This is a genomic window from Chitinimonas arctica (genome assembly GCF_007431345.1).
Classification (GTDB): Bacteria; Pseudomonadota; Gammaproteobacteria; order Burkholderiales; family Chitinimonadaceae; genus Chitinimonas; species Chitinimonas arctica.
Genome location: NZ_CP041730.1, coordinates 2,137,981 through 2,154,022, shown reverse-complemented (window position 1 = coordinate 2,154,022; position 16,042 = coordinate 2,137,981). Strand labels below are relative to the sequence as shown.

The 16,042-nt window shown below is 64.3% G+C and carries 12 protein-coding genes; 8 read left to right on the top strand and 4 right to left on the bottom strand.

Features of this window, described 5'->3' with window-relative positions:
• The first annotated feature begins 29 nt into the window (after window positions 1-29).
• The 3 genes from recC to recD are packed head-to-tail and all read left to right on the top strand — an operon-like array spanning window position 30 to window position 8,598.
• Window positions 30-3,314 carry an exodeoxyribonuclease V subunit gamma gene (gene recC / locus FNU76_RS09805; RefSeq protein WP_144278028.1) on the top strand — a complete coding sequence of 1,095 codons (3,285 nt, stop codon included), beginning with the start codon at window positions 30-32 and terminating at the stop codon, window positions 3,312-3,314.
• The gene (recB, locus tag FNU76_RS09800; RefSeq protein WP_144278027.1) at window positions 3,311-6,853 is read left to right on the top strand and encodes an exodeoxyribonuclease V subunit beta; all 3,543 of its coding nucleotides are present in this window, start codon (window positions 3,311-3,313) and stop codon (window positions 6,851-6,853) included. Before recC ends, recB begins: the two co-directional genes overlap by 4 nt.
• The gene (recD, locus tag FNU76_RS09795) at window positions 6,850-8,598 is read left to right on the top strand and encodes an exodeoxyribonuclease V subunit alpha (RefSeq protein WP_144278026.1); all 1,749 of its coding nucleotides are present in this window, start codon (window positions 6,850-6,852) and stop codon (window positions 8,596-8,598) included. The genes recB and recD overlap by 4 nt, the downstream gene beginning before the upstream one ends.
• 89 nt (window positions 8,599-8,687) lie before the next feature.
• On the opposite strand, the gene FNU76_RS09790 is transcribed toward recD, so the two are convergent.
• From FNU76_RS09790 to FNU76_RS09775, 4 genes are all read right to left on the bottom strand, one after another.
• Window positions 8,688-9,716: a hypothetical protein gene (locus FNU76_RS09790; RefSeq protein WP_144278025.1), complete on the bottom strand. Its 1,029-nt coding sequence runs from the start codon at window positions 9,714-9,716 to the stop codon at window positions 8,688-8,690.
• A 351-nt stretch (window positions 9,717-10,067) separates the two neighbouring features.
• Entirely contained in the window at window positions 10,068-10,481 is a 414-nt protein-coding gene (locus tag FNU76_RS09785) for a type II toxin-antitoxin system VapC family toxin (protein ID WP_144278024.1), read from the bottom strand.
• Window positions 10,478-10,729 (bottom strand): type II toxin-antitoxin system Phd/YefM family antitoxin, encoded by a 252-nt coding sequence (locus FNU76_RS09780; RefSeq protein WP_144278023.1) that lies wholly within the window; start codon window positions 10,727-10,729, stop codon window positions 10,478-10,480. The genes FNU76_RS09785 and FNU76_RS09780 overlap by 4 nt, the downstream gene beginning before the upstream one ends.
• A 158-nt stretch (window positions 10,730-10,887) precedes the next feature.
• The gene (locus FNU76_RS09775) at window positions 10,888-11,856 is read right to left on the bottom strand and encodes a polyprenyl synthetase family protein (protein ID WP_144278022.1); all 969 of its coding nucleotides are present in this window, start codon (window positions 11,854-11,856) and stop codon (window positions 10,888-10,890) included.
• 292 nt (window positions 11,857-12,148) lie between these two features.
• Between FNU76_RS09775 and rplU the strand changes: the two genes are divergently transcribed.
• The 5 genes from rplU to FNU76_RS09750 all read left to right on the top strand — a co-directional run bounded on the left by rplU (window position 12,149) and on the right by FNU76_RS09750 (window position 15,987).
• A complete protein-coding gene (gene rplU, locus FNU76_RS09770) occupies window positions 12,149-12,460 on the top strand; it encodes a 50S ribosomal protein L21 (protein ID WP_144280626.1) in 312 nt (103 codons plus the stop codon).
• A gap of 15 nt (window positions 12,461-12,475) precedes the next feature.
• The gene (gene rpmA / locus FNU76_RS09765) at window positions 12,476-12,748 is read left to right on the top strand and encodes a 50S ribosomal protein L27 (RefSeq protein WP_144278021.1); all 273 of its coding nucleotides are present in this window, start codon (window positions 12,476-12,478) and stop codon (window positions 12,746-12,748) included.
• 159 nt (window positions 12,749-12,907) lie between these two features.
• Window positions 12,908-14,032: a GTPase ObgE gene (gene obgE, locus FNU76_RS09760; protein WP_144278020.1), complete on the top strand. Its 1,125-nt coding sequence runs from the start codon at window positions 12,908-12,910 to the stop codon at window positions 14,030-14,032.
• Between the two features lie 15 nt (window positions 14,033-14,047).
• A complete protein-coding gene (locus FNU76_RS09755) occupies window positions 14,048-15,301 on the top strand; it encodes a hypothetical protein (protein ID WP_223879286.1) in 1,254 nt (417 codons plus the stop codon).
• A gap of 29 nt (window positions 15,302-15,330) precedes the next feature.
• The gene (locus FNU76_RS09750) at window positions 15,331-15,987 is read left to right on the top strand and encodes a hypothetical protein (protein ID WP_144278018.1); all 657 of its coding nucleotides are present in this window, start codon (window positions 15,331-15,333) and stop codon (window positions 15,985-15,987) included.
• The last annotated feature ends 55 nt before the right edge of the window (window positions 15,988-16,042 follow it).

Below are 16,042 nucleotides of genomic sequence, written 5' to 3'. Positions count from 1 at the left end.
GGACAAACGCTTGCGCGGTGGCTGTGGCGATGACCGCCACCGATGGCGGGACGCATCGCGCCATCAAGGGTAGGATGCTTACCCGCCGCGCGCGCGAATGGCGGATCGAACGCTTACCACTTCACCTGCCCACTTTTGATCGGTTTCTGCCCGCCGTGCTCCATCTCTACCAATCCAACCGCCTCGACACCCTGGCCACCTTGCTCAATGAAGGCATCCTGGTGCAGACGCCGGCCGATCCGTACACGCGCGAGCAGGTCATCGTGCAGGCGCGCGGGATGGGGCGCTGGTTGGGGCTGCGGATCGCGGCGCGCTTCGGTATCTGCGCCAATATCGATTTCCCCTTGCCGGCCACCTTCCTTTGGCAGCTGATCGAGACGGTGTTGGGACCGCAGGCGAGGTTAGGCCCGTTCGGGGCCGATGCATTGGCCTGGCGTTTGCACGGCTTGCTGGAGCAGCCGCCGGCCGCGTTGGCCGCCTATCTGCAGGATGGCAGCGAACGGCGTCGTTGGCGCCTGGCCAGCCGCATCGCCGACACCTTCGACCAATACCTGGTCTACCGCCCCGACTGGCTGGAAAGCTGGGAGGCCGGCCAAAGCTGTCGGCTGGGTGGTGACGAAGCCTGGCAAATGGCGTTGTGGCGCATGTTGGCGGCCGAACGCGATTCCGCCCACCGTGCCGATCTGATGCACCGCTTGATTGTCCGCCTGCAAGACCCGGCTCCCTTACCCTTGCCGGAGCGTATCGTGCTGTTCGGCATCGCCAGCTTGCCGCCCTTGCTCATGGAAGTATTGCAGGCCTTGGCCAAGCGCATCGATGTGGCCCTGTTCGCGCTCAATCCCTGCGCCGCGCCATGGGGCGACCTGGATCGCCGCATCGATAGCCGGGCGCCCGGCGAACGTTTGCTGGCGGCCTGGGGTGGGCAGGGCAGGGCGTTCTTCGACGAACTGGCCGGGGTGGACGATCTGCACAGCCTGTTCGATGAAACGCCGCCGCCGGCCAATCTGCTGGCCGAGTTGCAGTACGACGTGCTGTCGCTGACCAGTGCCGGGACACGTGTACTGCTACCGGACGACGACAGCCTGGTCATCCACGCCTGCCACGGCCCGATGCGACAGGTCGAAACGCTCAAGGATGCCCTGCTGGCCCGCTTTGCCGCCGACCCCGGCCTGCAGCCGGACGAGGTGGTGGTGCTGTGTCCCAATATGGATGACTTCGCCCCTTACGTCGATGCCGTGTTCGGTCAGAGCGAGCCCACGGCGGGTGGCGGCCGCGCCGGGGCGGCCAGTCCCCACCTGCCCTATGCCATCGCCGACAAGAGTGGCCTGGCGGCCTCGCCCTTATTGGCCGGCTTTCTCGCGCTGCTACGGTTGCCCGATGGAAATTGGGAAGCCGATAGCCTTATGGCCTTGTTGGAGCTGCCGGCCCTGGCCGCCGGTTTCGGCCTGCTGGAAGAAGATCTGCCGCAGCTGCAGGAGTGGATCACCCAGGCGGGTATCCGCCGTGGCCAGGCCGGTGATGCTTTCAGCTGGCAGGCCGGTATCGGCCGCCTGTTGCTGGGCGTCACCATGCCGACCGGCGAGCAGGCGGGTAACACCGGTCTGCCGTTATTCGCCGATTTGCACCCTAGCGCGGACCTCGATTTACGTTTTGCCGCCAGAGTGGCGGGATTGTCACGCTTCAGCCGCACCCTGGCCGAATGGCAAAACGCCCTGGCGAGGCCGCGCCCGCTGCCGAATTGGGCGGTGGATCTGGCCGGCTGGCTGCAGCGTTGGTTTGTCGAATCCGAGGCGGATCGGGTCACACTGGAAACCCTGCGCCAATGTCTGATCAAGCTGGGCGAGGTGGGCGAACGCAGCGGTATGCTGCAAGCGGTCGGCCGTGCCGCCATCCTGGAGTGGTTGAGCGCCGCGCTGGAAGCCGGCTCTGGTGCCGGCGGCTTTCTTACCGGCGGGGTGACCTTCGCGCAGCTGATGCCGATGCGCAATCTGCCCTTCCGCGTCGTCGCGGTGCTGGGCCTGGATGATGGCGCCTATCCTCGCGAAAGCCAGCCTGACGGCTTCGACCTGATCGCCCGCCATCCCCGGCGCGGTGACCGTGCCCGTGCCCTCGACGAGCGCTGGCTATTCCTGGAAACCGTGCTGGCGGCGCGCGAACAACTGCTGTTGTTCTATACCGGCCGCGATGCCCGTAACGATGCCGAGCTGCCGCCTTCCACGGTGATCGCCGATCTGCTCGATGCCGTGGATTGCGGCTGGCACTGCCTGGATAGCCAAGCCGCCAGCCGGCAAATCCTGCGCCGACACTCGCTGCAGCCTTTCTCGGCCGAACGCTTTCGCCCAGGCTCCAGCGGCCTGGCATCCTTCGACGGCCGCTGGGCCGCCATCGCCCGCCTGGCCGGTCGCGGCGATGCCTTGCCGGCACCCCTGGCGGCGGCGAGGCTGCCGGGCGAAGCGCCGCGTGAAATCGAACTGGCCGATCTGCTGGCTTTTGTACGCAACCCGGCCGGCTGGTTTCTGCGCAGATTGGGCATACGTTTCGATCGTGGCAGCTTCGAGCTGGCCAAGCGGGAAATGTTTACCGTCGCCGGCGCGGAAGAACGCGAACTACTGCAGCTGGCCGGCGCTTTGGCCGATCAGCCGCATGCCCTGGCGGCACTGGGCCAAGGCGCCGCCAGGCTGCCCGACGGGCCGGGCGGCCAAGCCTGGGCCGCCCGCCAAGCCGTGCGCTTCGCCCCGGCCGTATCGGCCTGGCGGGGCTTGAGCACGGCCGACCTGGCGGTGAGCCTGCGTGTGGATGGCCTGCAACTCAGTGGCGTATTGCGTGGCGTCGATGCGGCCGGCCTGGGCTTGCGCCAGGCCGGCAAACTACGTGAAAGCGACCGGCTGGCCGCCTGGCTGCAAACGCTGGTGCTGGGTGCCGCCAAGCCGGCCAACATGGCCCACGATTGCCGCTTGATCGGCTTGGACGAGATTGCCCACTACCGCGCACCGGAGCGGCCGGCCGAACTGCTGGCCGATTGGCTGGCGCTCTACCGCGCTGCCCATGCCAGCCCGCCGCCGCTGTTGCCGCGCTGCGGACTAGCTTACGCGGATGGCTTGTCGAAAGGCCGCAATCCCGGTCCCGACAAGGCCGCCCAGGCCGCGTTGGCGGCCTGGCAAGGCAACGACCGGCAGACCGGCGAGGGCGATTTCGACCAGGTCCGCGCCTTGTGGCGTGGCCAGGCGCCCTTGGGCGAGGACTTCGTGGCGCTGTGCGAGCAACTATTGCAGCCCATGCTGGCGCACGAACGGATAGGGAATATCAAGGCATGAGCGCAGCGCATCCTTTCGAGGCCTTGAGCGCCCCCTTGGACGGGTTGAACCTGATCGAGGCCAGCGCCGGCACCGGCAAGACCTGGACCATCGCCGCCCTGTATGCCCGCCTGGTGCTGGAACGCGAACTGCGGCCCGAACAGATCCTGGTGGTGACCTATACCAAGGCGGCCACGGCCGAATTGCGCGGCCGCATCCGGGCGCGCCTGGCCGAGCTGGCCGACGCGCTGGAGGGCGCGGACGAACCGGCCGCGCTGGCCCACGTGCAGGAACGGGACCCGCACTTTCTGTATCCCTTGCTGCTGAGCCGGCCGGACCCGGCCGCCGATGCGCGTCGCCTGCGGGCGGCGGTGTCCGGGTTTGATGCCGCGGCGGTGTTCACCATCCACGGTTTTTGCCGTCGCGCACTGGGCGAACATGCACTGGCCGCAGGCCTGGAGTTGGGCCGCGAGTTCCTGGCCGATGAGGCGGAAGTGTTGCAGGCGGTGGCCGATCAGGCCTGGAAGGCCGAGACGGCCACCGCCACGCCAAGCTGGCTGAACTGGCTGATCGAGCAAAGACAATCGCCCGATAGCTGGGCACTGACCCTGCGCGGCTATTTGAATCAGCCCGGCCTGCAGCTGGCCTTGCCGGAAATCGGCGCCTTGGACGAGCGCGAGGCACGCTTCGAAAATGCTTTCGCCGCCGCCAGCCAGGCTTGGGCTAGCCAGGGCGAGGCCGCTTTGGCATGGCTATGGGCCCGCACCGAAGCCGGCGAGTTCAAGGGTTCGCATCGCAAGGACTGGTTGCACGGCTCGGTAGCGGCCTGGCAGCAATGGCTAGGTGGATTGCCGCTGCCCAAGGTGAAGGAAGACGATAAGGCCGCCGGACAGGCCGAGGCCAAGCTGCGTCGCTTATATGGCCGCGAGCTGGCTGCGGCGCTGAAGACTCCCGCCGAGGTGCCGGCCGTGTTCCAGCTGCTGGAACCCCTGGCCGAAGCGGCCCTGGCCTTGCAACAGTCCTATACGGCCCAGTTGGCATGCCTGCATGCCCGCCTGATCGGCGAGCTGGGCGAACGGTTGGTGGAACGCAAGGCGCAGTTGGGGGTAATGAGCTTCCACGATCTATTGATCGAGCTGGATGCCGCCTTGGCCGGCGAAGGTGGGCCGCAACTCTGCCAAGCCTTGCAGAACCGCTACCACGCGGCCCTGATCGACGAATTCCAGGATACCGACCCGCTGCAATTCCGGATTTTCGACCGTTTGTTCGGCGCCGGTAGCGATGGCACCACCGCTTTTCTGGTCGGCGATCCCAAGCAGGCCATCTATGCCTTCCGTGGCGCGGAGCTGCATGCCTATCTGGCCGCCCGCGACGGTGTGCCGCACGATCGCCGCTACAGCCTGGATACCAACCGGCGCAGTACGCCTGCCCTGGTGCAGGCAATCGAACAACTTTTCAATTGCGCCCCGCAACCGTTTCTATTGGACGAGCTGGACTATCCCTCGGTACAGGCACTGCCGGACAAACCCTTGCTGTATATCGACGGCCAGCCGCAGGCGGCGTTGAACTGGCTGTGGCTGGGCGATGCGGCGCTGGGCAAGGGCGAGGCGGGCGAACGTGCCGCCGAACAAAGCGCGCGGCAAATCGCGGGGCTGCTGTCCTTGGGGCGCGACGGTCGCGCCAGGCTGGGCGAGCAGCCCCTGGCCGGCGGCGATATTGCCGTGCTGGCCAGCAGCCATGCCGAATTGCAAGCGATGCAGGCGGCGCTGACACGCCATGGCGTGGCCAGTGTACGTATCAGCCGCCAAAGCGTATTCGATACCGAGGAAGCGCGCGACCTGCTGCAGATTCTCAACGCCCTGGCGGAGCCGGGCGAGCGCAGCGTGCGGACTGCCTTGGCTACCCCCCTGGCCGGCTTGAGCGGCGACGAACTCTACCGCTTGTTGCTGGACGAGCCGGCCTGGGAAGCCATGCTGGCCGAATTCCGCCGTTGGCATGCCCTCCTGCTGGGCCGTGGCGCCATGGCGGCGCTGTCGGCCTGGCTGCATGACAGCGGCACCGCCCTGCGCCTGGCCGGCTGGCAGGACGGCGAGCGACGCTTGACCAATCTGCTGCATTTGTTCGAACTGCTGGAATTGGCACGCCAGGACCACCCCGGCCTGGGACCCCTGCTGGGTTGGTATCGGCAGGAATTGGCCAATGCCGCCCAAGGCGAGGACGACAGCCGGCTGATGCGGCTGGAAAGCGATGCCGCCCGGGTCAAGCTGGTCACCATCCATGCCGCCAAAGGCCTGGAGTATCCCTTGGTGTTCTGTCCCTTCCTATGGAACGGCCAACTGTTCAAGAAAAGCGAAACCCTGCCGCTCTGCCACGAGCAGGGCGTGACCGTGCTGGATTTCGGCTCACCGCGGCAGGCCATCCGCTGGGAGTTGGCCGGTCAGGAGCGCCTGGCGGAGAAACTGCGCCTGCTTTACGTGGCGCTGACCCGTCCGCGTACGGCCTGCTTTATCGCCTGGGGCGAGGTGAACGAAATGGCCCAATCGGCCTTGGGCTGGCTATTGGCCGGCGGGGTGCAGCGGCAGCGATCCGCAGCCGAGCTGCAAGCCGAGTTGACCACGCTGATCGACGCCGGCGAAACCGCCATGGGCTGGGCCGCGCCCTTGCCGGAAAGGGCTGCGCGAGAGCGTGCTCAAGAACCCGTGACGGTCGAATTGGCCCATCTAGGGCGGCGGCTGCATTGGCAATGGCGGATGAGCAGCTTTTCGGCGCTGACCGCCGGGGTGCACGCCGAAGCTCCCGATTACGACGCGCTCACCGCCCCGGCCGCTACCGATATGCCACCGGCGGGGCGGTTCGACAGTTTCCCGGCCGGGCCGCGTGCCGGCGTATTGCTGCATAGCCTGTTCGAGGAGTGGGACTTCAACCGGCGGGACCGGGCCGCATTGGAGGCGCTGGCCGGCCGGCTGCTGGCGGCGCACGGCTTTGAAACCCACTGGGCGCCCATGGCGGCGGATATGGTCGAGGCCGCCCTGTATACCCCGTTGACCGACGGCGGCGCCCGCCTGGCCGACGTGCCGACCGGACAAAGGCTGATCGAGCTGGAATTCACCTTTGCCTTGCTGCCCTTCAGCTGGCCAGCCCTGGCCGCCTTGCTGGCCCAGCCCGCCTATGGCTTGCCGGCGGTTTTCGCCGAAGCGGCCGCATCGCTGCATGCCGATGTGGCCAAGGGTTACCTGAAGGGCTTTATCGATTTGAGCTGCCAGCTCGACGGCCGCCATTACATCCTCGACTGGAAGTCCAACCGCTTGACCGACTATGGCGAAGCCGGGCTGCTCGCCGCCATGGCCGACGAACACTATTACTTGCAAGCGCTGATCTATTGCGTGGCGCTGCATCGCTATCTGAAATGGCGCAAGCCGGACTACCAGTACGCCCAGCACTTCGGCGGCGCGCTTTACCTATTCCTGCGCGGCCTGCCCGAGGCCGGCCTGTGGCGCTACCAACCGCCCTTGGCCTTGCTGGAAGCGCTGGAAGTGCTGCTATGCGGGAGCGTGTCATGAATATGGTGCTCTTGCCCGGCTTCGCCGCCGAGCTGGTGGCCTGGTTGCAGCGCGGTTTTCCGGCCGCCGGCGAGCTGGCCTTGGCCAGCGCCGGCCTGCTGGCCTGCCGTACCGACGAGGGACATGTTTGCGTCGATCTGGTGCAGGAGGCCGGCCAGCGCTGGAACGGGCAGCCGTGGCCGGAGCTGGGGCTCTGGCGCGGCCAGCTGCTGGCCAGCGGTTTTGTCGCCGAACCCGGCGGCTATGCGCCGTTGCTACTGGATGGCGACCGGCTCTATCTGGCCCGGCTATGGTCGGATGAAGTGGCCTTGGCCAAACAGCTGCTGCAACGGGCGGGCCCTGGTGGTGCATTGCCTAAACAGATCAAGGCGGCACTGGACCCCTTATTCGCTGGTGTGCCGGCCGACGATGGCCAGCGTCTGGCCGCCGCGACCGCGCTATTGAACCGGGTGGCCTTGATCGCCGGCGGGCCGGGTACCGGCAAGACCACCACGGTGGCCAAGGTGCTGGCCGCCCTGGTCATGCTGCAGCCCGGTTGCCGGATCCGGTTGGCCGCGCCTACCGGCAAGGCGGCCAACCGCATGGTCGAAGCACTGGCCGGCGCCAAGGCGAAGCTGGGCCTGGACTTGGTCACCCTGGCCGAACTGCCCGACCAGGCCACCACCCTGCACCGCCTACTGGGCTATCGACCGGACAGCGCCACGCCACGCTACGGCGCCGACCAGCCCTTGGCCCTGGATGTGCTGGTAGTGGATGAAGCCTCCATGATCGACCTGGCCCTGTTCAGCCGCCTGCTGCAGGCGCTGCCGCCGGATGCCAGGCTGATCCTGCTGGGTGATCGCGATCAGCTGGCCTCGGTGGAGGCCGGCAGTGCCTTTGCCGAATTGGTCAAGCTGGCCGGCCGCACGCCCGAAGGTGCGCAGCGGCTGGCCGCCGCCAGCGGGTCGAAACAGCTGGCCCGGCCCGGCGCCACCCTATTGGGCGACGGTATCGCCATGCTTAGCCAAAGCCATCGCTTCGGTGGCAATAGCGGGATTGGCGAGTTGGCGCGGCGCGCCAATGCGGGAGACACCGCCGGCACCCTCGCGCTATTGGCCGAGCAACGTAGCGACCTGGCGTGGCAGCCCGGTCGGGCGAGCGAGTGGCTGCCCCCGATGCTGGCGCAACTTGAGCGGCAATTGGACGATTATCGCAGCGCCGTGCGGGAGGCCGATCCGGTCGCCGCCTTCCAGGCTTTCGATCGCCTGCGCCTGCTGTGCGTGGTACGCGACGGCCCGGTGGGCGTAGCCGCCATCAATCGGCTGGTGGAAACGCGGCTTTGGCGCCAGGACCCTCGCCGGCAACCTTGGTATGCCGGCCGCCCGGTGATCGTACGGGCCAGCGATGCGGCACTGGGATTGGCGAACGGCGATATCGGCCTGTGCCTGGCCGGCCCGGACGGGCTGCGCGTCTATTTCCCGCAGGGCGACGGCTGGCGTGCGCTGACGCCCGCGCGGCTGCCGGCCCACGACACCGCCTTTGCCCTGACCGTGCACCAGTCGCAAGGCTCGGAATTCGATGCCGTCTGGCTCTTGCTGCCGGACGAGGATGTGCCGGTGTTAAGTCGTAGTTTGATCTACACGGCGGTCACCCGCGCCCGCCGCGAAGTGGCCGTGTGGGGCTCGGCCACCACCCTGGCCGCCGCGCTGGCGCGCGATGTGCAGAGGGCGAGTGGATTGCTGGACCGCCTGCGGAGCGCTGAATAAGTAATTAGCTCAAAACGTGATCTCGAGCGGTATGCCTGGATTCGATATGTCTGAACTCTGCCAGCGCCTGCAAAGCCTGGCTATGTGGGTTACCGGCATCCCTCCTCGATCTTCGAACCAGTGAACTGGCCGGCGAATTCGCGGGTCGAATATTGCACGAAGCCGCTGAAGGCGCAGGGTTTTTCCATCACGTCGGAAAGGATCAATTCCCCTTGAGAAGTACGGTTTTTCCCGGTCATATTAAAGCGCCCATTCAGGCTAACCTGGCCGACCATGTCGAAGAGTTGGTATGGGCTGGTGGGTTTACTGCTATCGCTGATTCTGCCCAGACTATCGACGGTGATGTCGAAAATTCTCCGTTCCGTGTGCTGGTTAGCCCATATGGAAAGGTTGACTGACCCGACATACCGGCCCGGAAACATTGCCCAGAAGGGATTGGCACGGGCACGGCATTCCTGGCCGCTGGGCAGTCCGCCGAAGGCGAAGCGCTGTACCTGAACGGGTGGGAGATCGCCATATTGCATCTGGCCGAGGCAAGGGTCGCTGAAACGTATCGAGAAGCTGCCCTGCGAGACCGGCGCGGCGGGCGCGCGCTTGCTGCCGGATAGGCTCTGGCCGCCGGTATAGCGATCGAACGAGCCGTTCCGGGTGCCGGTGCTGATATCGCCCTGTACCCAGTTCCAGGTGGGCGAGCCGTCGCTGTCATAGTGGAGCATGGCCATGTAGACCCAGTTGTTCTGTACTTCCACGGCGTAGCTCCGTCCGGCTTCGGCTGGATTCCAGAACCAGCCCGTCTCTGCTTGGTTGCTTCCGGCCGGTTTGTCGGAGAGTTTCAAGTGCACCGCGTCCATGGTCCGGGCCGGGAATTGCACATGGGCCTGGTTGGGTGCCGAGAAAGTAATGCGCACGTTGCCGATATTGCTGGAGGTAGGCGTGGAGCGGGTGGTGGATGAGGCGGGTTGGCCGCCCTGGAAGTGCAGCAGGGCGCCGCTAAAGCCGTAACTACCGTCGCCGTTGGCATCGAACGGACCGGACGCAACATGCCAGACGGGCTTGCCGCTGGTTTCGTCGTACAGCAAGAAGCCGGCGTAACCTTGATTGCCTTGGACCTCGAACATAAAACCTGTTCCGGCTCCGCTCGTATCCCAATAAAAGCCATTGCCGCCAAAGCCGGCTGCCGAAGCGGCTACATGTTGGACCGTACCGGGCCTGCCGCTGGCCGGTTCGCTGGGCGCCGCCTGGGCGAAACCCCCGATCGAAGCCGCAAGAGTCAGGGACAGCGCCGCTGCGCGCGAAAGATGGGGGGAGTGCATATGTACCCTTGTCGAATGGATTAAATGAACTGCCAAACATTATTGTGAAATGTTCATTTAATGCTTTCGAAAAAATACAATTCAAACTTGCTCAGTTGCGCGGCAAACCTCGCCCTTCAGGGGGAGGATAGCGTGGACGGCGTAGCAGCTACCTTTTCACCTCTCCCAAGGGTTGACGAGCGTCACCCCAAGACCCACGAAGTCCTTGGTATTTCTCGTCACCAGCGTCAGATCGTAGTGCAGGGCCGTTGCCGCCAGCAGGCCATCAATGACGGGCAATGTACGTCCCGCTTTTGCCTGCACGCGCCCCCAGCGGTCTGCGACTTGCTGGTCTATGTTCAGCAGCCTGCCAACAAAGTAATTAGGCAGATCCACTTCCAACCAGTCCATTAGCGTCTGGCGGAACGCTGGATCGGCGACCCCTTCGATACCCTTCCGGATTTCTCCCAGGCTCAATACGGAGAGATAGAGCGACTGGCGCGGGCGTGCCTGCATCCAGGCCAGGACATTTGCGTCGGCTTTCCTGTTTCGCAACTCCGACAAGACATTGGTATCGACCAAATAGCTCAAAACGCGATCTCACGCGGCAAGCCTGGATTGCGTTCGAACTCGATTTCATCCTGCCCCGCCAGTGGCGAGGCGCGCATGAACTCCACCAAGGTCTGCTCATTGCCGGACAAGCGGTCGAACAACTCGCGTGACACCACTACCGCTATGGACTGACCGTGCAGCGTGATGTCCTGCGGCCCCTCCTGGGCCGCGTGTTTGACCAATTCCGAAAACCGAGCCTTGGCGGTTTGCATTTGCCAGCTTTGCATGAGGGGCCTCGCTAGACTCTACAAGTCTGATCTGATAGATCTGAATTTTGCTCGCGTCTTGCTCGGATGTCCAACCGGAAACAGCCAGCTCTTGGGGTATTCAGTCACTTACGCGAGATTAACGACGCACCATAACCACGCCAGATGCCAGTGGGCCTTTAACTGTGGCGCTCCACCGCGAACACCGCCAGCGCCCGCAAGGCCTGGCTATGCGGATTATCCGGCAGCGCGGCGATGGCGTCGGTCGCCAGTTGGGCTTCGGTACGGGCGACCGCCATGGTTGCCGCCAGCGCGCCGCTGGCTTGCACGGCGGCCAGCACGGCCTGGAAATTCTCGCGCTGGGCATGCACGATGGCTTGCCGCACCACCTCGGCCTGCTCGGCCGTACCCAGTTGCATGGCGTGGATCAAAGGCAGGGTGCATTTCCCCTCGGCCAGGTCGTCGCCCAGGCTCTTGCCGATTTCGCCGGCATCGCCGGAGTAATCCAGCACGTCGTCCACGATCTGAAAGGCCGTGCCGAGGTGCATGCCATAGCTGGCAAGGGCGGTTTCGGTGGCCTGGTCGCTCGCCGTCAGCAGGGCGCCCAGGCGCGCGGCCGCTTCGAACAGCTTGGCGGTCTTGTACCGTATCACCTTCAGGTAGGCGTTTTCGTCCAGCTCGGCATCGCCGATATTCATCAGTTGCAGCACTTCGCCCTCGGCGATCACATTGGTGGCATCGGCCACCACCTGCATGATGCGCATATCGTTCACGTCCACCATCATCTGGAAGGCGCGCGAGTAGAGGAAGTCGCCCACCAGCACGCTGGCGGCATTGCCGAACAGTGCGTTGGCGGTATCGCGGCCACGCCGCAGGCTGGACTCGTCCACCACGTCGTCGTGCAGCAAGGTGGCGGTATGGATGAATTCCACCACGGCCGCCAGTTCCTGGTGGTGCCGGCCCCGGTAGCCGAGCGCGCCGGCCGACAATAGTGTCAGCGCGGGCCGCAGGCGCTTGCCGCCCGACGAGACGATGTACTCCGCCACCTGGCGAACCAGGATGACCTCGGAATGAAGCCGTTCGCGGATGATGTGGTCTACCGCCTGCATATCGGCAGCGATGATGGATTTGACGAATTCGATGGACACGGTGGCCTTGTGCAGACGCGCTGGTATTTAGACGAGTTTGGCGAGGAACGTCATCTCTATAGATGAAGCTACCTCGCGCGTGTAGCGATATTGCCGGGCAAATTATAACCGAGCACCCCTTGCCTCGGCCGTCGCCGGTGCCGCAACGATGCGATAAAGCGAAGCATCGGCCCGCCGAACGAAGGGCTTTTACGCCGGTTGCTGGAAAATCTTGACTAAATTCATGGGCTTCCGTATATTGCCGGGCTCCCTGCGCGCAGCGTCGGGAGTCTCATTATTAGGAGCCCAGTCTATGTACGCGGTCATAAAAACCGGTGGCAAGCAGTATAAAGTTGTCATCGGCGAAAAATTGAAAGTAGAACAGATCACCGCTGACGTCGACACCCAGATCGTGCTTGAAGAAGTACTCATGGTTGTAGACGGCGAAGTGGTCTCGGTTGGCGCCCCTCTGGTCGCCGGTGCCAAGGTTACCGCTACCGTGGTTTCCCACGGTCGTGGCGAAAAGGTTCGCATCTTCAAGATGCGTCGCCGTAAGCACTACCAGAAGCGTCAAGGTCATCGTCAGAATTTCACCGAAATTCGCATCGACGCTATCGTCAAGTAAGCAAGGAGCTGCAACATGGCACATAAAAAAGCTGGCGGTAGCTCGCGCAATGGCCGCGACTCCGAGTCAAAACGACTGGGCACCAAGGTTTACGGTGGTGAATTGATCCCTGCGGGTTCGATCATCATCCGTCAACGCGGTACCCGCTTCCACGCAGGCGACAACGTTGGCATGGGCAAGGATCACACCCTGTTCGCCAAGGTCGACGGCTACGTGAAGTTTGTTGTCAAGGGCGCGCTCAAGCGCAAGACCGTCGTGGTCCTGCCCTACACCGGTGAAGAGGCTTAATCGCCTGCCCGGTTAAGCGAAACACTCCTTCGCGGGTGTTTCGCTTAAAATGAAGCCCTGTCGCGAGATGGGGCTTTTTTGTTTGTGTATTCCCGTCGTTTGCCTTGTGTGGCGTATTCGCCCGGGCCTGTCTAAATCATTTACCGGAACTGCCTGCCCATGAAATTCATCGACGAAGCCCGCATTGAAGTGATTGGCGGTAAAGGCGGTAACGGCTCGGCCAGCATGCGCCGCGAAAAATTTGTCCCCTTCGGCGGGCCGGATGGCGGCGACGGCGGTCGCGGTGGCAGTATCTGGGCGGTGGCCGACAAGGACATCAACACCCTGGTTGATTACCGTTTCGTCAAACAGTACCGGGCCCATCATGGCGAGAACGGTCGCGGCGCCGACTGCTACGGCAAGGGCGCGGACGATATTTTCCTGCGCATGCCGGTCGGCACGGTCATCAGCGATAACGAAACCGGCGAGCTGGTCGCCGACCTGACCCACGATGGCCAGCAGGTCTTGATCGCCAAGGGCGGCAAGGGCGGCCTGGGCAATCTGCATTTCAAGACCTCCACCAACCGGGCGCCACGCAAGTTCACCCATGGCGAGGAGGGCGAAACGCGCGCCTTCAGGCTTGAGCTGAAGGTACTGGCGGATATCGGCCTGTTGGGCATGCCCAACGCCGGCAAGTCCACCTTTATCCGCTCGGTGTCGGCAGCCCGCCCCAAGGTGGCGGATTATCCCTTTACCACGCTGCACCCCAATCTGGGTGTGGTGCGCATCGACCATAACCGCAGCTTCGTGATCGCCGACATCCCCGGCTTGATCGAAGGCGCCGCCGAAGGCGCCGGCCTGGGGCACCGTTTCCTCAAGCATCTGGCCCGCACCGGCATCCTGTTGCATCTGGTGGACCTGGCGCCGTTCGACGAAGACACCGACCCGGTACGCGAAGCCCGCGCCATCGTCGAAGAACTGCGTAAATACGACGAAGAGCTGTACAACAAGCCGCGCTGGCTGGTTCTCAATAAGCTCGACATGGTTCCGGAAGACGAGCGCCAGCAACGCATCGACGATTTCCTCGATGCCTTTGGCTGGCCGAAGACGCCTTTCGACAAGATGGCGCCGCTCGATCCGCAAGCCAAGCGGGTATTCACCATTTCCGGTTTGACCGGCGAAGGCACCCAGCAGCTTTGCTGGGCCGTGATGGAGTACCTGGAGGCGACCCGGCCGCAGCGCGAGGAAGCCGCGCCGACCGAGGCCGAGCAGTTGCACGAACCTTACGACCCGACCAAATCCTAGTTCTCGATCCGACTCGTGTCCGACGAAAAACTCGCCGACTTTCTCGCGGCCGGGCTTAATCCGGCCGAACTGCCGCCGCTGGCCGACCTGCTGCAGGCGCGCGGGCTGATCAATGCCTTCATTACCCTGTTCCACGGTAATGAAGAGCAGGTGTTGGTCAGGCTGATGGTGCTGCGCGAGATCGGTAGCCGTGGCCAGGAACCGCGCTGGTCGCCACAGCAGCTCGAAGCGCATTTCGCTTATGTGAACCCGATCAAGCTGCGGACCGTGCTGGGGCGCCTGCGGGAAAACGGCCTGTTGCTGTGGGACGGCGACGAAAGCCTGTACCAGATCGCCGAAGTGGGCCGGGTGGCCCTGGCGGCGGTTTCCACCCTGTTGGCCTTTTCCGACCAGGACGCCGAGCTGGGCTATCTGACGGCCCAGGCGGTGGGGCAGCAGCAGCTGGGCCGTATCTCCAACGAAACCTTGCAGCATCTGCTGGCGCGGCTCAACGAGCTGTACAAGCACTTCGAGGATGCCCTCGAATCGCAATCCGAATACCAGATCCAGAAAGCGCAGAAGCGGCTGGAGTCGGTCTGGCGCTGGGTACAGAAGGGCACCGAGGTCATCCGCGATATGTTCGAGGACGAAGCCCTCGATCGCCGTGTGCTGGACCAGGTCCAGGCAATCGGGATGGCGCAGTCGCGCATCCTGCGCCTGACCGGCAGCTTTCAGCGCCGGCTCAACCAGTTGCAGGCGCAGCGTGTCCATCTGGGTGCCTCCGGCCTTACCTCCAGCGATATCGGCGATTGGTTGCGTACCGCCAGCCAGGCCGAGCTGGCCGGCATGATCAAAAGCATGTTGCGCTTTCCCCCTCAGCCTATTTTTGCCACTGGCCAGGAAATGCTGGACGTCGCCGAGTTCGAGTTGATCGAACGCGAACGGGTGGCCGCGCAAACGGTCAATCTGCCTGACAAGGTCGCCGCGCCGGCTTTCGATGCACCCAGTTCCGAACGCCTGTTCGAGGCCGAGTCCCTGCATGCCCTGCTGGCGGGGATAGTCGATCCGACCAGCCTGGCTTCGGCGGCCCTGGCCGCGACCTACCCGGAAACCGCCTATCGCCTGTCGCTGTTTTCGCTGCTGGGCGATGCGGAAGCCGCGCTGGAGCAAAGCGTGGTGGGCGATATCGTCAATCTGCCCTTGCGGCTGGTACATGGCGCCGAAGTGGAATTGCTCGATCATCCCGAAGTGGCGGCCATCACCCGTGGCGAACTGAAGCCGCAAGCCTAAGTGAAGTACGCTTAAAGCGAAAAAGACCTATGGATAACGCCCTAGCCATCCTCAGCGCGCGGCTGATCGCGCACCGCTTCATCCCCCGCAGCGATCCGCTGGCGCGCCGCGCGCTGGTGGACGAGGACTTCCGCCGCGCCCTGGAGCATCGCCTCAATGAAGTGGGGCTGACGCTGCTGGAGAACCCTTATGCCGAGCATATGGCGGTCGGCCTGATGGGCGAAATGGAAGCCTTTGTGTTTGGCGAGGGCGAAGCCTGGCTCAGCAATAATATGAATCTGCCGCGCGATGCGATCGCCCTGTTGGTGGTGTTGTGGGCCTTGATCATCCTGCCCAAGCGCGAACGCCAGGTGGCGCGCGCCGAAAAGGAGCGCGAAGGCCAATCCGATATGTTCGGTGCGGAAAAACCCCTGGTGCAGGGCGAGGAAGTGTCGGTCGGCGTACCGGAAGAAGCGCTGTACGCCGATTATCGCGATAAGCTCGGCGGCAAGGGTCGCCTGAATATCAACCTGGGCCAGTTGGCGCGGCTGGGCTTTATCGAGCGCCGCAACAAGGTGATCCTGGAAGGGCCGCTACTGGATCTGATGCTGGACTACAGCACCCTGGCGCCGCGCGTGATCGAAGGCGCACTGGGCGAAGTGCTGAAGCGCCGCGCCGAAGAAGCGGTCCAGCCCACGCCGGATTGATGCCAAGCCCGCGCGCATGATCGACACGCCGCCCCCCGCAGCCCTTTCCGTTCAA